The sequence below is a fragment of the Telluria sp. Soil_C_11 genome (genome assembly GCF_057657395.1).
On record NZ_JBDGIN010000002.1, the window covers coordinates 574975 to 595124 of the forward strand.

General features: G+C 66.4%; 18 protein-coding genes. 16 read left to right on the plus strand and 2 right to left on the minus strand.

Annotated features, from left to right (window positions below; translation table 11 throughout):
• The first annotated feature begins 6 nt into the window (after nt 1-6).
• From uppS to AC3A6M_RS05495, 13 genes are all read left to right on the plus strand, one after another.
• Entirely contained in the window at nt 7-765 is a 759-nt protein-coding gene (gene uppS, locus AC3A6M_RS05435; protein ID WP_487851700.1) for a polyprenyl diphosphate synthase, read from the plus strand.
• Nucleotides 765-1592 (plus strand): phosphatidate cytidylyltransferase, encoded by an 828-nt coding sequence (locus AC3A6M_RS05440; RefSeq protein ID WP_487851701.1) that lies wholly within the window; start codon nt 765-767, stop codon nt 1590-1592. Before uppS ends, AC3A6M_RS05440 begins: the two co-directional genes overlap by 1 nt.
• A gap of 21 nt (nt 1593-1613) precedes the next feature.
• Nucleotides 1614-2792, plus strand: a complete 1179-nt coding sequence (gene ispC, locus AC3A6M_RS05445; RefSeq protein ID WP_487851702.1) for a 1-deoxy-D-xylulose-5-phosphate reductoisomerase — start codon at nt 1614-1616, stop codon at nt 2790-2792.
• 4 nt (nt 2793-2796) lie between these two features.
• Nucleotides 2797-4143, plus strand: coding sequence for an RIP metalloprotease RseP (gene rseP, locus AC3A6M_RS05450; RefSeq protein WP_487851703.1), 1347 nt, complete (start codon nt 2797-2799; stop codon nt 4141-4143).
• 53 nt (nt 4144-4196) lie between these two features.
• Nucleotides 4197-6557: an outer membrane protein assembly factor BamA gene (gene bamA / locus AC3A6M_RS05455; protein WP_487851704.1), complete on the plus strand. Its 2361-nt coding sequence runs from the start codon at nt 4197-4199 to the stop codon at nt 6555-6557.
• An 18-nt stretch (nt 6558-6575) separates the two neighbouring features.
• Nucleotides 6576-7109, plus strand: a complete 534-nt coding sequence (locus AC3A6M_RS05460) for an OmpH/Skp family outer membrane protein (protein ID WP_487851705.1) — start codon at nt 6576-6578, stop codon at nt 7107-7109.
• Between the two features lie 86 nt (nt 7110-7195).
• On the plus strand, nt 7196-8254 hold the full coding sequence (lpxD, locus tag AC3A6M_RS05465; RefSeq protein WP_487851706.1) for a UDP-3-O-(3-hydroxymyristoyl)glucosamine N-acyltransferase: 1059 nt from the start codon (nt 7196-7198) through the stop codon (nt 8252-8254).
• Nucleotides 8251-8733 carry a 3-hydroxyacyl-ACP dehydratase FabZ gene (gene fabZ, locus AC3A6M_RS05470; protein WP_487851707.1) on the plus strand — a complete coding sequence of 161 codons (483 nt, stop codon included), beginning with the start codon at nt 8251-8253 and terminating at the stop codon, nt 8731-8733. Before lpxD ends, fabZ begins: the two co-directional genes overlap by 4 nt.
• On the plus strand, nt 8733-9521 hold the full coding sequence (lpxA, locus tag AC3A6M_RS05475) for an acyl-ACP--UDP-N-acetylglucosamine O-acyltransferase (protein ID WP_487851708.1): 789 nt from the start codon (nt 8733-8735) through the stop codon (nt 9519-9521). Before fabZ ends, lpxA begins: the two co-directional genes overlap by 1 nt.
• Nucleotides 9505-10689 (plus strand): lipid-A-disaccharide synthase, encoded by a 1185-nt coding sequence (gene lpxB, locus AC3A6M_RS05480; RefSeq protein WP_487851709.1) that lies wholly within the window; start codon nt 9505-9507, stop codon nt 10687-10689. The genes lpxA and lpxB overlap by 17 nt, the downstream gene beginning before the upstream one ends.
• On the plus strand, nt 10686-11339 hold the full coding sequence (rnhB, locus tag AC3A6M_RS05485; RefSeq protein WP_487851710.1) for a ribonuclease HII: 654 nt from the start codon (nt 10686-10688) through the stop codon (nt 11337-11339). Before lpxB ends, rnhB begins: the two co-directional genes overlap by 4 nt.
• Nucleotides 11336-12139 carry a TrmH family RNA methyltransferase gene (locus AC3A6M_RS05490; protein WP_487851711.1) on the plus strand — a complete coding sequence of 268 codons (804 nt, stop codon included), beginning with the start codon at nt 11336-11338 and terminating at the stop codon, nt 12137-12139. Before rnhB ends, AC3A6M_RS05490 begins: the two co-directional genes overlap by 4 nt.
• Before the next feature lie 49 nt (nt 12140-12188).
• On the plus strand, nt 12189-13400 hold the full coding sequence (locus AC3A6M_RS05495) for an EAL domain-containing response regulator (RefSeq protein ID WP_487851712.1): 1212 nt from the start codon (nt 12189-12191) through the stop codon (nt 13398-13400).
• Nucleotides 13401-13613: 213 nt separating this feature from the next.
• On the opposite strand, the gene ppsR is transcribed toward AC3A6M_RS05495, so the two are convergent.
• Nucleotides 13614-14462 (minus strand): posphoenolpyruvate synthetase regulatory kinase/phosphorylase PpsR, encoded by an 849-nt coding sequence (gene ppsR / locus AC3A6M_RS05500; RefSeq protein WP_487851713.1) that lies wholly within the window; start codon nt 14460-14462, stop codon nt 13614-13616.
• A gap of 274 nt (nt 14463-14736) precedes the next feature.
• On the opposite strand from ppsR, the gene ppsA reads away from it, so the two are divergent.
• Complete coding sequence (ppsA, locus tag AC3A6M_RS05505; RefSeq protein WP_487851741.1) at nt 14737-17103, plus strand: phosphoenolpyruvate synthase; 2367 nt, start codon at nt 14737-14739, stop codon at nt 17101-17103.
• A gap of 157 nt (nt 17104-17260) precedes the next feature.
• On the opposite strand, the gene AC3A6M_RS05510 is transcribed toward ppsA, so the two are convergent.
• Nucleotides 17261-18433: a GGDEF domain-containing protein gene (locus tag AC3A6M_RS05510; RefSeq protein WP_487851714.1), complete on the minus strand. Its 1173-nt coding sequence runs from the start codon at nt 18431-18433 to the stop codon at nt 17261-17263.
• A gap of 293 nt (nt 18434-18726) precedes the next feature.
• On the opposite strand from AC3A6M_RS05510, the gene AC3A6M_RS05515 reads away from it, so the two are divergent.
• Nucleotides 18727-19149 (plus strand): NfeD family protein, encoded by a 423-nt coding sequence (locus tag AC3A6M_RS05515; protein ID WP_487851715.1) that lies wholly within the window; start codon nt 18727-18729, stop codon nt 19147-19149.
• A gap of 55 nt (nt 19150-19204) precedes the next feature.
• The gene (locus AC3A6M_RS05520) at nt 19205-20125 is read left to right on the plus strand and encodes an SPFH domain-containing protein (protein ID WP_487851716.1); all 921 of its coding nucleotides are present in this window, start codon (nt 19205-19207) and stop codon (nt 20123-20125) included.
• Nucleotides 20126-20150 lie beyond the last annotated feature (25 nt).

Below are 20150 nucleotides of genomic sequence, written 5' to 3' on the forward strand. Positions count from 1 at the left end.
TGATTTATGATTTTCAAAAGTTCGACCACCGCAGTTCCCGAAGCGCCGGCAGTACCGCGCCATATCGCGATCATCATGGACGGCAATGGCCGCTGGGCCACCAAGCGTCTGCTGCCGCGCGTGGCCGGCCACGTCAAGGGCGTGGACGCCGTGCGCAAGATCGTCGAGGCCTGCGTGGAGCGTGGCGTCGAGTACCTGACCCTGTTCGCCTTTTCCTCGGAAAACTGGCGCCGTCCGGCCGAAGAGGTGTCCTACCTGATGGGCCTGTTCGTCACCGCGCTCGAACGCGAAGTGTCGAAGATGCACGCGAATAACATCCGCCTGAAGGTGGTGGGCGACCTGTCGCGCTTCGACCCGAAGCTGCAGGACATGATCGCCGCCGCCCAGCGCAAGACCGCCAACAATACCCGCCTGACCGTGACCGTGTGCGCCAACTATGGCGGACGTTGGGACATCATGCAGGCCACCGGCAAGATGGTGGCGGCGAATCCGGGCGTGACCGAATTCACGGAAGAGATGCTGGCCCCGCACCTGGCGATGGCCTATGCCCCGGAACCGGACCTGTTCATCCGCACCGGCGGCGAAGAGCGCATTTCGAACTTCCTGCTGTGGCAACTGGCCTATTCGGAGCTGTATTTCACCGACGCCTTCTGGCCCGATTTCTCGCCCGAGTCCCTCGACACCGCGATCGCTTCCTACCAGAACCGGGAGCGCCGCTTCGGCCGCACCGGCGAGCAGGTCGCCAACAAGGCAAAGACAAGCTGATGCTGAAAACCCGCGTCATCACCGCAATCGTCCTGCTGGCAGTCCTGCTGCCGGTCCTGTATTTCAACAACTTCACGGCGTTCGCGGTGGTGGCCACGGTGTTTTTCGGCGCCGCGGTCTGGGAGTGCGTCCGGCTGTTCAATCCCGGCACCGGCAGCGCCCACATCATCGCCCTGGTCTGGACCGCGGTGTTTGCCGTCTCGGTCCTGAGCGGCCACCTGAATGCCGCCTTCTGGGCCGCGCTCAGCCTGGCGCTGTGGATCGCCCGTTTCGCGCCCTCGCTGAAATTCGGCCTGCCGCCGCTGGGCAGTCCCTCGAATACGCTGCTGAGCCTGGTGTACGGCTTCGCGATCTTCGGCTGCTTCGTCGCCATCGTGGTGCTGTTCTCGCACTCGCCGCTGTTCCTGCTGTCGGTGATGGCGATCGTCTGGGTGGCCGACATCGGCGCCTACTTCTCCGGCAAGGCCTTCGGCAGGCGCAAGCTGGCGCCCTCGATCTCGCCGGGCAAATCCTGGGAAGGCGCGATCGGCGGCGGCATCGCCGTGCTGGTGCTGGCCTCGCTGTCGGTGGCCTATGGCGGCGCCGCCTTCGCCGACACCTTCGCCGCGCGCGTCGCCGGCAGCTTCGGCTGGCCGGCCCTGCTGGCCATCCTGGTCCTGATGGTCGCCGCCAGCATCGTCGGCGACCTGTTCGAATCCCAGCTCAAGCGCCGCGCCGGCATGAAGGACAGCAGCAGCCTGCTGCCCGGCCACGGCGGCGTCCTGGACCGGATCGATGCCCTGATCCCGGTCCTGCCGCTCGCAGCCCTCATCGGCTCGCGTCTGTAAGCGGCCCTGAAGGAGCAATCAATGCAACGCGTTACCATCCTGGGCGCCACCGGCTCGATCGGCGTCTCGACCCTCGACGTGCTCGCGCGTCATCCCGAACAGTATGAAGTCTACGCGCTGAGCGCCCACGGCCGCGTCGACGAGCTGGCGGCCCAGTGCCGCCGCTTCCGCCCGGTCCGCGCCGTGGTCGGCTCGCCCGAGGCCGCAGCCCGCCTGGGCCAGCTGATCGCCGACCTGCCGACCGACGTCTCGTACGGCGAGCAGGCCCTGTGCGAGATTTCCTCGAGCAGCGCCACCGACACCGTGATGGCCGCCATCGTCGGCGCCGCCGGTCTGGCGCCGACCCTTGCCGCCGCGCGCGCCGGCAAGAAGGTCCTGCTGGCCAACAAGGAAGCGCTGGTGATGTCCGGCCAGCTGTTCATGGACGCCGTGCGCGAGCACAGGGCGACCCTGCTGCCGATCGACAGCGAGCACAATGCGATCTTCCAGTCGTTGCCAGCCCATTATGCGCGCCAGCCCGAGGCGGCCGGCGTGGCGAAGATCCTGCTGACCGCATCCGGCGGCCCGTTCCTGAAGCGCGACGTCGACACGCTGGAGCAGGTGACGCCCGAAGAAGCCTGCAAGCACCCGAACTGGTCGATGGGGCGCAAGATCTCGGTCGACTCCGCCACCATGATGAACAAGGGCCTGGAAGTGATCGAGGCCCACTGGCTGTTCGGCGCGCCGGCCGACCTGATCGAGGTCGTGATCCATCCGCAGAGCGTGATCCACTCGATGGTGTCGTACGTGGACGGCTCGGTGCTGGCCCAGCTCGGCAACCCCGACATGCGCACCCCGATCGCGCACGCGCTGGCCTTCCCGGAACGGATCGCTTCCGGCGTGGCCCAGCTCGACCTGACCGCCATGGCGGCGCTGGAATTCCACGCCCCCGATTTCCGCCGCTTCCCCTGCCTGGCCTTGGCCTTCGACGCCCTGCGCGCCGGCGGCACCGCGCCGGCCCTGCTGAACGCCGCCAACGAGGTGGCGGTGCAGGCCTTCCTCGACAGCCGCATCGGCTTCCGCGACATCGACCGCGTGGTGCGCCGCGTGATGGATGAAGAGGCGCATGGCGCGGCCTCCAGCATCGAGGCGGTGCTGGCCCAGGACGCGCACGCGCGCCAGGCCGCCGGCCGCATCGTCGACAGCCTCGCGCGGACCTGACGCCATGACGCTGAAGTACATCCTGTTCGGCTTCCTGCTGGGGCTCGGGCCGCTGATCATCCTCCACGAACTGGGGCACTACTGGGTCGCGCGCCTGTGCGGCGTGAAGGTGCGCCGCTTCTCGATCGGCATGGGCCGGGTGGTGTGGTCGCGCCGGATCGGCCCCGACCAGACCGAGTGGGCGGTGTCGATGCTGCCGCTGGGCGGCTACGTCAAGCTGGTCGACAGCCGCGACCCGAGCACGGCGCCGGTCGATGCGGGGGAGGAAGCGCGCGAGTTCACGCGCCAGAACGTCTGGAAGCGCATCGCCATCATCGCCGCCGGCCCGGCGGTGAATTTCATCGTCGCGATCGTGCTGATGGCCGGCCTGTTCATGGTCGGCAAGGAGGAGCCGGGCACGCGCCTGCGCGCCATGCAGCCCGGCACCCCGGTCTACGTGGCCGGCGTGCGCGGCGGCGATGTCGTCACCGCCGTCAACGGCCAGCCGGTGGCGGCCTGGGGCGACCTGCGCTGGGAAGTGGTGCGCGCCGTCCTCGACAAGCACGACGCCGAACTGACCCTGAAGGGCGCGGGCGGCGGCAGCTACCGCGCCGTGATCCCGGCCGCCACCATGGCGCGCCTGAATCCGGAAGGCGACGTCGACGTGATGAAGCAGCTGGGCATGCAGATGTGGCGCCCGCGGCCGACGGTCGACGAGGTGATCCCCGGCGGCGCCGCGGCGCGCGCGGGACTGCAGAAGGGCGACCTGGCGGTGGCGATCGACGGCAAGCCGGTCGCGGACGCCGTCGACTTCATCGAAGCCGTGCGCGGCGCCGCCGGCCGCACCCTGCTGCTGGACGTGCTGCGCGGCGGCCAGCCGCTGCGCCTGCCTGTCACGCCCGAGCGCGACCCCGCGACCGGCGCCGGCATCGTCAAGCTGAAGGTGGCCCAGGTGCCCGAGATGGTGACGGTGAAGGCCGGCCCGCTCGACGCCGTCGCGAAAGGCGCGCAGCGCGCCTGGGACGGCAGCGTCACCACCCTGAAGATGATCGGCAAGATGCTGACCGGCGAAGTCTCGCTGAAGAATGTGTCGGGCCCGATCACCATCGCCGGCGCCGCCGGACAGGCCGCCGATGCGGGCTTTGCGACCTATATCGAGATGCTCGCCTTCATCAGCCTGAGCCTGGGTGTAATGAATCTGTTACCAATTCCCGTTCTGGATGGCGGCCAATTGCTGTATTATTCGCTGGAAGTTTTGACCGGGCGCCCCCTGTCCGCGCGAGTAGGAGAGATCGCGCAGATCGCAGGGTTCGGCCTGATGCTCATGCTGATGGCGCTCGCCGTCTTCAACGACCTGGTGCGGCTGTTCTGATACCCGGCGCAGAATACGTAGTTCGTCCAATGACTGACCCATTGATCTAACCAATGAAATTACACTCTGATCGTTCTGCCTTGCCCCGCTTCGCCATGCCCTCCCGTCGCAGTCTGATCGGCGCCGCCGTGCTGGCCCTGTGCGCCGGCCACGCTTCCGCCGTCGCGCCCTTCGTCGTGAAGGACATCCGGGTCGAAGGCATCCAGCGGACCGAGGCAGGCACGGTGTTCAGCTACCTGCCGGTACGCGTCGGCGAGACCTTCGACGACGACAAGGGCACCGCCGCGATCAAGGCGCTGTATGCGACCGGGTTCTTTAAGGACGTGCGCCTGGAAGAAGAGAACGGCGTGCTGGTCGTGCTGGTCGAGGAGCGTCCTGCCATTTCGAGCGTCGACTTCACCGGCACCAAGGAATTCGAAAAGGACATGCTGGTCAAGGCGCTGAAGGAAATCGGCGTCGGCGAAACCAAGATCTTCGACAAGGCATCGGTCGACCGCGCCGAGCAGGAGCTCAAGCGCCAGTACCTGTCGCACGGCCTGTACGGCGTGAAGATCACCACCACCGTGACCCCGATCGAGCGTAACCGCGTGACGATCATGTTCAACGTCGACGAAGGCGACGCCGCCAAGATCAAGGGCATCAACATCGTCGGCAACAAGGCCTTCTCCGACAAGCAGCTGCGCGAACTGCTGCAGCTGAACACCTCGGGCTGGTTCACCTGGTACTCGAAGGCCGACCAGTACTCCAAGCAGAAGCTGACCGGCGACCTGGAAGCCATCAAGTCCTGGTACGCCAACCACGGCTACCTCGAAGCGACGGTCGAATCGACCCAGGTCGCGATCACGCCGGACAAGAAGGACATCTACCTCACCATCAACATCCACGAGGGCGAGAAGTACACCGTCACCGGCATCAAGGTGGAAGGCGAGACCTTCGGCCGCACCGAGGAACTGCAGCGGCTGATCCTGCTGCGTCCGGGCCAGACCTATTCGGGCGAGCTGCTGGAAGCCTCGAACAAGCGCATCTCCGACCGCCTGGCGAGCTTCGGCTATGCCTTCGCCAACGTCAACGCCAATCCGGAAATCGACCAGGCCAGGCACGAAGTGAAGTTCACCTTCCTGGTCGACCCGGGCAAGCGCGCCTACGTGCGCCACATGACGATCTCGGGCAACACGATCACCCGCGACGAAGTGATCCGCCGCGAATTCCGCCAGTTCGAAAGCTCGTGGTACGACCCGAACCGCGTGAAGATGTCGCGCGACCGCGTCGACCGCCTCGGCTACTTCAAGGACGTGACCGTGGAGACCCCGGAGTCCCAGGGCACCACCGACCAGGTCGACGTCAACATCGCGGTCACCGAAAAGCCGACCGGTAACTTCATGATCGGCGGCGCGTTCTCGCAGGCCGAGAAGTTCACCTTCACGGCCTCGGTCACCCAGGCCAACTTCGCCGGCAGCGGCAACACGGTCGGCGTCGAGCTGAATACCAGCAAGTACAACCGCACGATCTCGTTCGCCCAGACCAACCCGTACTTCACCGACGAAGGCGTGTCGCGCGCCTTCCAGCTCTACCTGCGCACCTCCCGTCCGCCGGCGCTGAACATCGGTTCGTACACCGTGCGCCAGATGGGCGGCAACCTGACCTTCGGCGTGCCGTTCTCCGAGACCGACACCGTCTACTTCGGCGCCGGCCTGGAACGCACCAAGCTGGAAACCGACGACAGCTCGCCGACGCTGTACAAGGAATTCGTCAAGCAGAACTCGAAAGACAAGGCGACCAAGATCTCCGGCGTCGGCAGCGCGACCACGAACGCGATTCCGCTGACCGTGGCCTGGGGCCGCGACTCGCGCGACAGCGCGGTCACGCCGACCCGCGGCCGCTACCAGCGCGCCAACCTGGAAATCGACCTGATGGGCGACGCCAAGTACTACCGCGCGATCTACGAACACCAGTGGTATCGTCCGCTCACGCGCTGGATGACCCTGGCGCTGAAGGGCGAGCTGGATGTCGGCGGCGGCCTGAGCGGACACGCCTACCCGGTCTTCAAGAACTTCTACGGCGGCGGCATCGGTTCGGTGCGCGGCTACGAAAGCTCGTCGCTGGGCCTGGTCGACCCGTACACCCTGGACGCCCTGGGCGGCGCGCGCCGCGTGATCGGCAACGCCGAACTGCAGTTCCCGTTCCCGGGCAGCGGCACCGACCGTTCGCTGCGCTGGTTCACCTTCGCCGACGGCGGCCAGGTCTACCAGGAAGGCCAGCGCATCCGTCTCGACCAGCTGCGCTACTCGGCGGGTATCGGCCTGTCCTGGATTTCCCCGGTGGGTCCGCTCAAGTTGAGTTATGCTAAGCCCTTGAACGCCAAGCCGGGCGACCGCCTGGAACGCTTCCAGTTCCAGATGGGTACCGGCTTCTGACAAGGAATGCGGAGAATCATGTTGAATAAATCGATAGCCTCGTTGCCCAGGACCCTGGCGCTGGCCGCCGTGTGCGCGGGCGCGCTGCTGCATGCGAGTGCCCAGGCCCAGGCGCAGGCGCCGACTGGCCGGATCGGCTTCATCTACACCGAAAGGCTGATGACGGAATCGAAGCTGGCGCGCACCGCGGACGAAAAGATCCAGGCCGAGTTCTCGAAGCGCCAGAAGCAGGTCGACGACATGGTCAAGCGCTTCAAGACCGCGCGCGAGAAGTTCGACGACGACGCACCGAAGCTCAACGACATCGACCGTACCCGCCGCACGCGCGAGCTGCTCGACATGGAGAAGGACGTGCAGCGCATGCAGCGCGAGTTCAACGAGGACCTGCTGCAGCGGAAGAACGAGGAGCGCGCCGCGATCGCCCAGCGCGCCTTCAAGCTGATCGAGCAGGTGGCCGAGCAGGAACACCTCGACGTCGTGCTGCAGGAAGCCATCTGGGCAAGCCCGCGCATCGACATCACGGACAAGATCCTCAAGCTCCTCGACAAATAAGCTGCAGGAACGAAACGAACGCCGGCCGGACGGATGCGCCCGGCCGGCGTATCATTCTATTTTTACCTTTTTCACGGAACGACCAGATGGGCACTCGACTGGGTGAATTGGTCGAACGCTTCGGCGGACAGCTGGTGGGGGACCCGAACCTCGAGGTTCAGGGCATCGCACCGCTCGACAGCGCCGACGCTTCGCACATCAGCTTTCTCAGCAATAGCAAACTGCGCGCACTGGCGGCGCAAAGCCGGGCCGCGGCGCTGATCGTGGCGCCGCTGGACGACGCCACCGTCGCCGCCACCTACGAAGGCGCGCGCATCGTCACCACCAATCCCTACGCCTACTTCGCCCGCGCCGCGCAGTACTTCGCCGCGCTCGAAGAGACGCCGAAGGAAGCCGGCGTGCACCCGACCGCGAGCGTGCACGAGAGCGCGCGCATCGATCCCAGCGCCCACATCGGGCCGCATGTGACGGTGGAGGCGGGCGCCACGATCGGCGCGGACGCCGTGATCGACGCCGGCTGCTTCGTCGGCCGCGACGCCGAGATCGGCGAAGGCACGCACCTGTTTGCCAACGTGACTTTCCATGCGCGCTGCAGCATCGGCAAGCGCGGCATCCTGCATTCGGGCGCCGTGATCGGCACAGACGGTTTCGGCTTCGCGCGCGAAAACGGCGTGTACATCAAGATTCCGCAGACCGGCCGCGTGATCCTGGGCGACGACGTCGACGTCGGCGCCAACACCACGATCGACCGCGGCGCGCTGGCCGACACCATCATCGAGGACGGGGTCAAGCTCGACAACCAGATCCAGATCGGCCACAACTGCCATATCGGCGCCAACACGGCGATGGCCGGCTGCGTGGGGGTGGCGGGCAGCGCGAAGATCGGCAAGAATTGCACCTTCGGCGGCGCAGCCATGGTGCTCGGCCACCTGGAAATCGTGGACAATGTCCATATCTCCTCGGGCAGCATGGTCTCGCGCTCGGTGCTCGAACCGGGCCAGTACACCGGCTTCTACCCGCTGGCCAAGAATTCGGAATGGGAGCGCAGTGCCGCCATCGTGCGTAACTTGTCCTCGATGCGCGAAAAGATCCGCACGCTGGAAAAGCAAATCAAAACTTTGACCGATAAAGCAGAAGAAAAATGACGACTGAACAGAACAACGGCGCCAAGACCCTCAACATCACCCAGATCAAGGAATACCTGCCGCACCGCTATCCGTTGCTGCTGGTCGACCGCGTGGTCGACTATGAACTGGGCAAGACCATCACCGCGATCAAGAACGTCACGGTGAACGAGGAATTCTTCAACGGCCACTTCCCGCACCAGCCGGTGATGCCGGGCGTGCTGATGATCGAAGCGCTGGCCCAGACCGCCGCGATCCTGTCCTTCATGACCATGAACGTCAAGCCGGACGAGAACTCGGTGGTGTACTTCGTCGGCATCGACAACGCGCGCTTCAAGCGCCCGGTCGGCCCCGGCGACCAGCTGAAGATGGACGTCGAGATCCTGCGCACCTCGCGCGGCATCTGGAAGTACAAGGCCACCGCCAGCGTCGACGGCAAGGTGGCGGTGGAAGCGGAACTGATGTGCACCATCCGCGCCAACGAGACCGCGGGGCAGTGATGAGCAGGATTCACCCGACCGCGATCGTCGATCCGCGGGCCGAGCTGGACAGCTCGGTCGAGGTCGGCCCGTACTCGATCATCGGTCCGCACGTGCGGATCGGCGCCGGCACGGTGGTCGGCCCGCACGTGGTCATCGAAGGCCACACCACGATCGGCAAGGACAACAAAATCTTCCAGTTCGCGTCGCTCGGCGCGGCGCCGCAGGACAAGAAGTGGGCCGGCGAGCCGACCCGCCTCGAAGTCGGCGACCGCAACACGATCCGCGAGTTCGTCACCTTCAACCTGGGCACCGCCCAGGACGCCGGCGTGACCCGCCTGGGCGACGACAACTGGATCTCGGCCTACGTCCACCTGGCGCACGACTGCCAGGTCGGCAGCAACACGATCTTCTCGAACAACGCGCAGCTGGCCGGCCACGTCCACGTGGGCGACTGGGCGATCCTGTCCGGCTACTGCGGCGTGCACCAGTTCTGCAAGATCGGCGCGCATGCCTTCATCGGCATGTACACCAGCCTGACGCAGGACGTGCCGCCGTTCGTGCTGGTGTCCGGCAATCCGGCCGAGGCGCACGGCGTGAACATCGAAGGCCTGAAGCGCCGCGGTTTCACGCGCGAGCAGATCAACGCGATCCGTTCCGCCTACAAGACCATCTACCGCTCCGGCAAGACGCTGGAAGAGGCCAAGGCGCAGATGACGGAAGAGGCGGCCGAGGGCGGCGAAGGCGCCGCGCAGGTCCAGGCCATGCTCGACTTCCTCGGCACCACGACCCGTGGCATCGTCCGCTGATCTCGCTTCCGGCGTGCACCTGGCGCTGGTGGCGGGTGAAGTCTCCGGCGACATGCTGGCGGCCCGGCTGATGGCCGGCCTGAAGCCGCACCTGCCCGGTGTCCGCTTCTCCGGCATCGGCGGCCCGCGCATGCTCGAGCAGGGCCTGGTGTCCGACGTCCCGATGGACACGCTCACCGTGCGCGGCCTGTTCGAAGTCATCCCGCGCTACCGCGAACTGAAGGGCATCCAGAACCGCCTGCGGGATCGCTTGATTGAAGAGCGGCCCGCGGCCTTCATCGGCGCCGACTATCCCGGCTTCAACCTGGGCCTGGAAGAGCAGCTGAAAGCGGCCGGCATCCCGACCCTGCATTTCGTCGGCCCGCAGATCTGGGCCTGGCGCGGCGGGCGCATCAGGAAGATCCAGCGTGCGGTCTCGCACATGCTGCTGATCTTCCCGTTCGAAGAAGAAATCTATCGCAAGGCCGGCGTGCCGGCGACCTACATCGGCCATCCGCTGGCCGAGCAGATCCCCCTGCAGCCGGACGTGGCGGGCGCGCGCCGCCAGCTCGGCATTCCCCAGGACGCGAAGGTCGTGACCGTCATGCCCGGCAGCCGCATGGCCGAGATCAAGTACCTCGCCCAGCCCTTCGCCGGCGCGGTGAAGCTGCTGGCCAAACGGGATCCGTCGGTGCGATTCATCGCGCCGATGGCGGGCGAGCGCCAGAAGGCGTATTTTATGGACCTGATGGCGAAGGCCGGATTGTCCGGGCTCGTTGGCGATGGCGTGCTGCAGCTGGTCGACGGCCAGTCGCACGCGGCCATCGCGGCGGCGGACGCGGTGCTGGCGGCGTCCGGCACGGCGACCCTGGAAGTGGCGCTGTTCAAGAAGCCGATGGTGATTGCCTACAAGGTCATGCGGGCGTCGTGGGAACTCATGCGCCACATGGGCTACCTGCCGTGGATCGGGCTGCCGAACATCCTGGCGCGCGAGTTCGTGGTGCCGGAATTCCTGCAGCACGCGGCCACGCCGGAGGCGCTGGCGGACGCGGTCTGGTTCCAGCTGACCGACGAGGCGAACCGGTCCAGGCTGCAGCAGCGCTTCCTGGACATGCACCACAGCCTGCTGCGCAACAGCGCCGAGATCAGCAGCCAGGCGGTCCTCGATGTCATTGGGTTGAAGAGATGAGCAAGAAGAAGTTCGATTTTTATCCCGGTCTGCCCACGCGCAACCGTCCGTTCACGCTCGCCGACGTCGTCTGCGGCGTGGACGAGGCCGGGCGCGGTCCGCTGGCCGGGCCGGTGTATGCCGCCGCCGTGATCCTCGATCCGAAGCGCCCGATCGAAGGCCTGCGCGACTCCAAGAAGCTGACCGAAGCGCGGCGCGACGAGCTGGCGCCGATCATCAAGGAGCAGGCCCTGGCCTGGGCCGTGGCCGAGTGCTCGCACATGGAAATCGACACCCTGAACATCCTGCAGGCGACCATGCTGGCGATGCGCCGCGCGGTCGAGCAGCTGGCCACCATGCCGACCATCGCCCTGATCGACGGCAACCGCTGCCCGCAGCTGCCCGAGGCGATCCGCGCCCATGCCGTGGTCGAAGGCGACGACAAGGTGCACGCCATCTCGGCCGCCTCGATCCTGGCCAAGACCGCGCGCGACGCCGCCCTGGTGGCCCTGCACGAAGCCTATCCGCAGTACGCCTTCGACCAGCACAAGGGCTACTCGACGGCGCTGCACCTGGAGCGCCTGCGCCTGCACGGCCCGTGCCCGGTGCACCGCCGTTCGTTCGCGCCGGTGCGGGCGCTGCTGCAGGCTGACTTGCTGGACTTTGCATGAAGACCGTCAGCTCGCGCGATAACGCGTTCTACAAGGACCTGAAACAGCTCGCCACCAGCTCGCAGGCGCGCCGCAAGGCCGGGCGCTCGCTGCTGGACGGCGTCCACCTGTGCCAGTCCTGGCTCGACCTGAAAGGCTTGCCGGCGCACTGCGTGGTGTCGGAAGAGGCCTTGTCGAATCCGGAAGTGGCGGGCATCGTCGATCGCGTCGAAGCGGGCCGCGGCCTGGTGACGGCGCTGCCGGAAGCGCTGTTCGGCGCCATCAGCCAGGTCGAGCATGGCGTCAACATCGTGTTCGTGATCGACACGCCGATGCCGCAGGCGCCGGCCGTGTTGACGGAATCGGCGGTGCTGCTGGACGGCGTCCAGGACCCGGGCAACGTCGGCTCGATCCTGCGCAGCGCCGGCGCGGCCGGCATCAAACAGGTCTGGTGCAGTTCCGGCACCGCCTTCTGCTGGTCGCCCAAGGTGCTGCGCGCCGCAATGGGCGCCCACTTCGTGCTGGAGATCCACGAGAACGCCGACCTGGCCGCACTGGTGCGCGAGGCCAGGGTCCCGGTGCTGGCGACCAGCGGCTACGCGGCCGAATGCCTGTACGACGTCGAGCTGTCCGGCCCGGTGGCCTGGGTGCTGGGCCACGAAGGGCAGGGCGTCTCGGACACCCTGCTGAACCTCGCCAGCCGCCGCGTCGCCGTGCCGCATGCGGGGCAGGTCGAATCGCTGAACGTGGCCGCCTGCGCCGCGGTGTGCTTTTTCGAGCAATTACGACAATCCAGGCAACAGCGCCAGCGCCAGGCATAGACGGCGGCGCCCGCTCAGGTTACTCTTGCGTTTGGGCAAGGGAGTCACGATGGACACGATGCAGTTGCAATTGCAGAACCTACATTTTCTGGTGGCGGAAGCCGAGCCGGTGCAGCGCCGCGCGCTGATTGAGGCCCTCGGCCAGCTCGGCGCGAGCCGCGTCACCGACGTGCCCGACGGCCCGACCGCGCTGCGCACCCTGCAGGCCGGCTTCACGCCGAAAGTCGACGTCGCCATCATCGACCTGGCCCTGGGCGGCATGGACGGCCTCGAACTGCTGCGCGCGATCGCCGCGCTCAAGTCGGCCGTGCGCCTGATCGTGATCGGCGCCCAGCCGGCCAGCGTGCTGTTCTCGGTCGAGACCCTGGCCCAGGCCTACGGCGTCGACCTGCTGGGCACCGTCGCCAAGCCCGTCACCAGCGCCAAGCTGAGGACGGTGCTGGACAACTTCCAGCCGCCGGCGCGTCCGCGCCCGGTGACGGCATCGCCGAGCTTCAGCTTCGCCGAAGTCGGCGTCGGCCTGCAGCAGCGCCAGTTCGAACCCTTCTTCCAGCCCAAGATCGAACTGGCCACCGGCCAGGTCAAGGGCCTGGAGACCTTCGCGCGCTGGCGCCATCCCGAGCACGGCGTGCTGGGGCCGGGCGCCTTCATCGACGCGCTGGTGCAGAACAACCGGGTCGACTTCCTCGACTGGACCATGCTCGAGCTGTCGGTCGAGCGCTGCCGCCAGTACCACGACCAGGGCATCCCGATCTCGATCTCGCTGAATCTGGCGCCCGAGACGCTGGGGAATCCGAACTTCATCCGCCAGGTGTCGTCCTGCATGAAGCGCCACGGCGTGCTGCCTGACTACCTGACCTTCGAGATGACCGAGTCGTCGATGCTGGACTTCGACGTCGACTTCATCGAACGCCTGGTGCGCCTGCGCATGCTGGGGTTCGGCCTGGCGATCGACGATTACGGCACCGGGCGCTCCAACCTCCAGCTGCTGGCGCGGATTCCCTTCTCGGAACTGAAGATCGACCGCTCCTTCGTCGACGGCGCCTCGAAGAAGCGCCCGCTCGGCACGGTGCTGAAGTCATGCCTCGGCCTGGCGCACAGCCTGGACCGCATGTCGGTGGCGGTGGGGGTGGAGACGCGCCAGGACTGGGATTTCCTGCAGGGGCTGGGCTGTACCTATGCGCAGGGCTACCATATCGCCAATCCGATGGAGGCAGGGGCTTTCCCGGGGTGGCTCGAGGATTGGCGGCATTTCTTCTAGCGGCGGCTCCTAGGGGTCAGTGCGCCAGGGGTCAGAGTCCGGTTTTTCAGTTGGGACTCTGACCCCGGTAGTCCGCGGCGGTTGCGTGTCGAAAGCAGGCCGACACTGACCACCGGGGTCAGAGTCCCTTGAAAACCAACACCGGACTCTGACCCCTCCCTTATTAAGCCGGCTAAACTTGGGTCCCCGCCTGCGCGGGGACGACGGGAAAACTTAATACTCCCTGCGATCCGGCTTGATCTCCTGGAGAATGGTCGTCGAAATCTCCTCGATCGACTTGGTCGTCGACGACAGCCACCGGATCCCCTCCCGCCGCATCAGCGTCTCGGCCTCGTTCACCTCATAGCGGCAATTCTCCAGCGACGCATACTTGCTGCCCGCGCGCCGCTCGTTGCGGATCTCGGCCAGGCGTTCGGGCGTGATCGTCAATCCGAACAGCTTGTGCTTGAACGGCGGCAGGGCCGAGGGCAGGCGGCCGCGTTCGAAGTCGTCCGGGATCAGCGGATAGTTGGCGGCCTTGATCCCGTACTGCATTGCAAGATACAGGCTGGTCGGGGTCTTGCCGGAACGCGAGACGCCCACCAGGATCACGTCCGCCTCGGCCAGGTTCTTGTGCGACTGGCCGTCGTCGTGGGCCAGCGAGAAGTTGATCGCCTCGATGCGGTTCTTGTATTCCTCGCTGTCGACCACGTTGTGGATGCGGCCGATGGTGTGCGTCGACTTGACCCCCAGTTCCTGCTCGAGCGGGGCGACGAAGGTCTGGAACAGGTCCATGTGCATGCCCTGGGCGGCGCGGATCACGGCCGACAGGTCGTGCTTGACCAGGGTCGAGAACACGATCGGACGCTGGTTGTCGGACAGCGCGACGTCGTTGATGCGGCGCGCCGCATCGTAGGCTTTCTCGATGGTATCGATGAAGGGCAGGCGGATCTGCCGGAAGCGCATTTCGAACTGGCTCAGCACCGCATGGCCGAAGGTTTCGGCGGTGATGCCGGTGCCGTCGGAAACGAAGAAGACGGTGCGCGCGGCATTCGGATTGACAGGGGAGTCCGGGGAAGTCATGGTGCCTTTTTGCTAAGATAATGACAAAGTTGCAGCCGACGCACGGTGCATCGCACAAACGCGGGTTAAAATGCTCGGCAACGGTTGTAAGGATTGTGCTGCACGGCCCGAAGAATAACAAGAAAACACGGCTATCCCGCCCGATCCGCGAAAGGTTCCCTATCATCAAAAAAGGTGTTTCATCATGACTAACCTGTCTACTGCAGCATTGAAGGTGCCCGATCCCGCGGCGGCCGGCGATACCGTCTACGTCGCGCCGTTCGAGCAACTGCGCATGACCGACGTCGAGTCGGTCGGCGGCAAGAACGCCTCGCTCGGCGAGATGATCAGCCAGCTGGCGGAAGCCGGCGTGCGCGTGCCGGGCGGCTTCGCCACCACGGCCGATGCCTTCCGCGACTTCCTGCGCCACAGCGCCGACGGCGGCCCTTCGCTGGGCGACCGCATCGCCCTGCGCCTGGAGAACCTGAACATCGACGACACCCGCGCGCTCGCCGCCGCCGGCGCCGAAATCCGCCAATGGATCGTCGAGACCCCGTTCCAGCCGCGCCTGGAGCAGGAAATCCGCGCCTACTACGAGCGCCTGGTGGCCGATTCGGAGAGCGAGATGTCGTTCGCCGTGCGCTCCTCGGCCACCGCCGAAGACCTGCCGGACGCTTCCTTCGCCGGCCAGCAGGAGACCTTCCTGAACGTGGTCGGCATCGACAACGTGCTGGAAGCCATGAAGCACGTCTTCGCATCGCTGTACAACGACCGCGCGATCTCGTACCGCGTGCACAAGGGCTTCACGCACGCCGAGGTGGCGCTGTCGGCCGGCGTGCAGCGCATGGTGCGTTCGGACACCGGCGCGGCCGGCGTGATGTTCACCATCGACACCGAATCGGGCTTCAAGGACGTGGTCTTCATCACCTCCAGCTATGGCCTGGGCGAGACCGTGGTGCAGGGCGCCGTGAATCCGGACGAGTTCTACGTGCACAAGCCGATGCTGGAGCTGGGCAAGAAGCCTGTCATCCGCCGCAACATCGGCTCCAAGCTGATCAAGATGGAATTCACGAAGGAAGCCAAGGCCGGGCGCTCGGTGCAGACCGTCGACGTGCCGGTCGAGCTGCGCAACCGCTACTCGCTGAACGACGAGGAAGTGGTCGAACTGGCCAAGTACGCCGTGATCATCGAGAAGCACTACGGCCGCCCGATGGACATCGAGTGGGGCAAGGACGGCCGCGACGGCAAGCTGTACATCCTGCAGGCGCGTCCTGAAACCGTGAAGTCGCAGCAGAAGGCCGGCGACGCCCAGCAGCGCTTCAAGCTGAAGGGCACCGGCACGGTGCTCACCAGCGGCCGCGCGATCGGCCAGAAGATCGGCGCCGGCCCGGTGCGCGTCATCACCGACCCGTCCGAGATGGAACGCGTGCAGCCGGGCGACGTGCTGGTGGCCGACATGACCGACCCGAACTGGGAGCCGGTCATGAAACGCGCTTCGGCGATCGTCACCAACCGCGGCGGCCGTACCTGCCATGCGGCGATCATCGCCCGTGAGCTGGGCGTGCCGGCGGTGGTCGGCTGCGGCGACGCCACCGACGTGCTGAAAGATGGCACCTTCGTCACCGTGTCCTGCGCCGAAGGCGACGAGGGCAGGATCTACGACGGCCTGCTGGAAACCGAGGTGTCGGAAGAATCGCGCGGCGAACTGCCGCCGCTGAAGACCAAGATCATGCTCAACGTCGGCAACCCGCAGCTGGCCTTCGACTTCCAGTCGGTGCCGAACGGCGGCGTCGGCCTGGCGCGTCTCGAGTTCATCATCAACAACAACATCGGCGTGCACCCGAAGGCCATCCTCGAGTACCCGAACATCGACAACGACCTGAAGAAGGCGGTGGAGTCGGTCGCCCGCGGCCACGCCTCCCCGCGCGCCTTCTACGTCGACAAGCTGGCCGAAGGCGTGGCGACCATCGCCGCCGCGTTCTGGCCGAAGCCGGTGATCGTGCGCCTGTCCGACTTCAAGTCGAACGAGTACAAGAAGCTGATCGGCGGTTCGCGCTACGAGCCGGACGAGGAAAACCCGATGCTGGGCTTCCGCGGCGCCGCGCGCTACCTGGCCGAGGACTTTGCCGAATCCTTCGAGATGGAATGCATGGCCATGAAGCGCGTGCGCGAAGAGATGGGCCTGACCAACGTCGAGATCATGATCCCGTTCGTGCGCACCCTGGGCCAGGCCGAGAAGGTCATCGCTTTGCTGGCGAAGTACGGACTGAAACGCGGCGAAGGTGGAGGCGAAGGCGGCCTGCGCGTCATCATGATGTGCGAAGTGCCGTCGAACGCGATCCTGGCCGAGCAGTTCCTGCAGTACTTCGACGGCTTCTCGATCGGTTCGAACGACCTGACCCAGCTGACCCTGGGCCTGGACCGCGACTCCGGCATGGAGCTGCTGGCCAAGGACTTCGACGAGCGCGACCCGGCCGTGAAAGCCATGCTCTCGCTGGCGATCAAGGCCTGCCGCGCGCAGGGCAAGTACATCGGCATCTGCGGCCAGGGTCCTTCGGACAACCCGGACTTCGCGCAGTGGCTGGTGGAGCAGGGCATCGAGTCGATGTCGCTGAATCCTGACTCGGTCATCGATACCTGGCAGAAGCTGGCGGCGATGTAAGCCGTCGCGCTGCCGCGATCGAACCCCCGCCGGCCGCCAAGCCCGCGGGGGTTTTTCTTTTCACTCTAACAGCCGACGATCCCGGCCAGCGCAGTGAGCGCGAACAGAAGAACGTACCTGGCGAGCGTGTGCATGCTGTCCTTTCCGGGAAGACGATCTATGCCGATTTGGCGGGCAGCACCCGCGCATCGGCCACCATATTGCGCCCGCCGGCCTTGGCCGCGTACAGGGCGGCATCGGCGCGCGACAGCAGGGCCTCGATGCTCTCGCCCGCGTCCAGCGTGGCGACGCCGATGCTGACCGTGTAGCCGGCCTCGATGCGGCCGGCGGCGGCTTCCGGCGTCCGCGCCAGCGCGCCGCGCAGGCGCTCGGCCACCAGCAGCGCGGTGTCGGGACCGGTGTCCGGCAACAGCACCGCGAATTCTTCGCCGCCCAGGCGGGCCACGGTGTCGATGCTGCGCACCACCGCGCCTGTGCGCTGGACGATGTCGACCAGGACCCGGTCGCCGGTGGCGTGGCCCCAGGTATCGTTGATGCGCTTGAAGTGGTCGACGTCGAACAGCAGCAGCGACAGCGGGCTGCCCCGGCGCTGCGTGCGCGCCTGTTCGCGCGCGGCCAGGTCGAAGAAGGCGCGGCGCGAGCGTGCCCCGGTCAGGTGGTCGTGGTCGGCCGCATGGCGGGCGCGGTCGACGAGGTCCGCGTTCGCCATCATCACCGCGCCCAGGGTCAGGGCCGGCAGCGCCAGCGCGCCGGCCGAAAAGAAGACCATGCTGAGGGCCGCGTCGTCCCAGGGCATCGAAGCGCCGCCCAGCCGGGCGCCGTACACCAGCGCGCGCACCAGCTGCACGGCGGCGTTGGCGTAGGCCGCGCAGACGGTGAACAGGACCGGGTAGCGGCGCCTGGCGCGCCGAAGGTGCGACGACAGCAGCCAGCCCATCTCCAAGCACAGGGCGGCGTGCAGGACCGACATCGCGACGATGCGCCCGCCCACCGAGTCGACGCCATGGTGCAGTACGACGATCGCGAGCAGGCCGAGCGCGACGCAGGCGCCCAGGCGGCGCCAGGGCACGGGCAGCAGGAGCTGGCGCCGGAAGCCGGCCAGCATCGTGACCGTGGTGCCGAGCAGCAGGGTGTTCGCGAACTCGACCGACAGGATGTCCGGCACCGCCCCGCGCGCCGCGAACAGCGGCAGCGACACGACCGCCATGGCGTTCGCCGCGAACCACTCGCGGATGCCCTGGGCGCCGCTATGGCGCAGCGAGGACAGCACGAGCAGCATGACGGCGGACAGGGCCATCGTCACCAGCAGCAGGCTTACGATGATCAACATGGGGCGGAACCGGGAAACGGGAGAGGTGAATTTCCGTATGGTATCAAAGAATACCGTGAACCCTATCTGGTCCGGCTGGGCCAGTAAGCAATAATATTGCGCCAAGGAATGCCAAAACCGCAACTCCTTCGTTGACTCCCCCTGCAGACGCGGTAGACTAGGAGTAACGAAATGTCTATGCAAGTCATCATCAAAACAAGCGACCAAAGACAATGCGGGCCCTCGTTCCCATGCCGGGAGACGGGGGCTTTTGACTTTTTTCGGGGCAAACGTGGAGAGAGGGGGAGGAAGCCATGGCTGAATGGATGGGCTGGCTCGTAGCGGCCGGCGTGCTCGTGATCCTGGAGCTGTTCACCGGGACGTTCTATTTGCTGATGATCGCCATCGGACTGGCGGTCGGCGGCGGCATGGCCCTGCTTGGCGCCGCCGGACCCGTGCAGACCATCGCGGCGGCCGCGGTGGGCGTGCTGGCGACCGCGCTGCTGCACCGTTCGCGCTTCGGCCGCCCGGCCCGCCACGATCCGGCGCGCGACCGCAACGTCAACCTCGACATCGGCCAGCGCGTCACCGTGCCCGGCTGGGACAACGGCCGCGCACGGGTGATGTACCGCGGCGCGCTGTGGGACGTCGAGCTGGGCCAGGGCGCCACGCCGCAGGCCGGAGACTTCCGCATCGTCGAGGTGCAGGGCAGCCGGCTGGTGGTGTCGAACTCATGATTGGCGGCATTCATAAGATTTGCCGTAAATAACAACTCATCTATAAGGGATGCTCATGGAATTTTCTTTCGGTACCGTGGCGCTGGTCATCTTCATCATCGCGCTGGTGTTCGTGTTCAAGACCATCAACGTGGTGCCCCAGCAGCACGCCTGGGTGGTCGAGCGCCTCGGCAAGTACCATGCGACCCTGGCGCCGGGCCTGAACATCGTCGTGCCCTTCATCGACCGCGTCGCCTACAAGCACAGCCTGAAGGAGATCCCGCTCGACGTGCCGCCCCAGGTCTGCATCACCAAGGACAACACCCAGCTGCAGGTGGACGGCATCCTGTACTTCCAGGTGACCGACGCGATGCGCGCTTCCTACGGCGCGTCCAACTACATCCAGGCGATCACCCAGCTGGCCCAGACCACGCTGCGTTCCGTGATCGGCCGGATGGAGCTGGATAAGACCTTCGAGGAGCGCGACCACATCAACACCACGGTGGTGAACGCGATCGACGAATCGGCCGCCAACTGGGGCGTGAAGGTGCTGCGCTACGAGATCAAGGACCTGACCCCGCCGGCCGAGATCCTGCACTCCATGCAGCGCCAGATCACCGCCGAACGCGAGAAGCGCGCACTGATCGCCGCCTCCGAGGGCCGGCGCCAGGAAGCGATCAACATCGCCAGCGGCGAACGCGAAGCGAACATCGCCCGCTCGGAAGGCGAAAAGCAGGCCGCGATCAACCGCGCCCAGGGCGAGGCGACCGCCATCGTGGCCCTGGCCGACGCCAGCGCGACCGCGCTGCGCCAGGTCGGCGACGCGATCCGCAGCCCGGGCGGCATCGACGCCGTCAACCTGCGCGTGGCCGAAGAATATGTCCACGCCTTCGGCAACCTGGCCAAGACCAACAACTCGATCATCGTGCCGGCCAACCTGGGCGAGATGAGCGGCCTGATCGCCAGCGCCCTGCAGATCGTCAAGACCCAGAAGTGATGCGCGCCGCCGCCGTCAGCGGCGG

What these genes read in the sequence shown, in the direction of transcription:
- AC3A6M_RS05520 (WP_487851716.1), top strand. Translation starts at nt 19,205, where the DNA reads ATGGAATTTTCTTTCGGTACCGTGGCGCTGGTCATCTTCATCATCGCG.
- AC3A6M_RS05515 (WP_487851715.1), top strand. Translation starts at nt 18,727, where the DNA reads ATGGCTGAATGGATGGGCTGGCTCGTAGCGGCCGGCGTGCTCGTGATC.
- AC3A6M_RS05495 (WP_487851712.1), top strand. Translation starts at nt 12,189, where the DNA reads ATGGACACGATGCAGTTGCAATTGCAGAACCTACATTTTCTGGTGGCG.
- lpxD (WP_487851706.1), top strand. Translation starts at nt 7,196, where the DNA reads ATGGGCACTCGACTGGGTGAATTGGTCGAACGCTTCGGCGGACAGCTG.
- uppS (WP_487851700.1), top strand. Translation starts at nt 7, where the DNA reads ATGATTTTCAAAAGTTCGACCACCGCAGTTCCCGAAGCGCCGGCAGTA.
- ispC (WP_487851702.1), top strand. Translation starts at nt 1,614, where the DNA reads ATGCAACGCGTTACCATCCTGGGCGCCACCGGCTCGATCGGCGTCTCG.
- AC3A6M_RS05440 (WP_487851701.1), top strand. Translation starts at nt 765, where the DNA reads ATGCTGAAAACCCGCGTCATCACCGCAATCGTCCTGCTGGCAGTCCTG.
- AC3A6M_RS05460 (WP_487851705.1), top strand. Translation starts at nt 6,576, where the DNA reads ATGTTGAATAAATCGATAGCCTCGTTGCCCAGGACCCTGGCGCTGGCC.
- bamA (WP_487851704.1), top strand. Translation starts at nt 4,197, where the DNA reads ATGAAATTACACTCTGATCGTTCTGCCTTGCCCCGCTTCGCCATGCCC.
- rnhB (WP_487851710.1), top strand. Translation starts at nt 10,686, where the DNA reads ATGAGCAAGAAGAAGTTCGATTTTTATCCCGGTCTGCCCACGCGCAAC.
- AC3A6M_RS05490 (WP_487851711.1), top strand. Translation starts at nt 11,336, where the DNA reads ATGAAGACCGTCAGCTCGCGCGATAACGCGTTCTACAAGGACCTGAAA.
- rseP (WP_487851703.1), top strand. Translation starts at nt 2,797, where the DNA reads ATGACGCTGAAGTACATCCTGTTCGGCTTCCTGCTGGGGCTCGGGCCG.
- ppsA (WP_487851741.1), top strand. Translation starts at nt 14,737, where the DNA reads ATGACCGACGTCGAGTCGGTCGGCGGCAAGAACGCCTCGCTCGGCGAG.
- fabZ (WP_487851707.1), top strand. Translation starts at nt 8,251, where the DNA reads ATGACGACTGAACAGAACAACGGCGCCAAGACCCTCAACATCACCCAG.
- ppsR (WP_487851713.1), bottom strand. Translation starts at nt 14,462, where the DNA reads ATGACTTCCCCGGACTCCCCTGTCAATCCGAATGCCGCGCGCACCGTC.
- AC3A6M_RS05510 (WP_487851714.1), bottom strand. Translation starts at nt 18,433, where the DNA reads ATGTTGATCATCGTAAGCCTGCTGCTGGTGACGATGGCCCTGTCCGCC.
- lpxA (WP_487851708.1), top strand. Translation starts at nt 8,733, where the DNA reads ATGAGCAGGATTCACCCGACCGCGATCGTCGATCCGCGGGCCGAGCTG.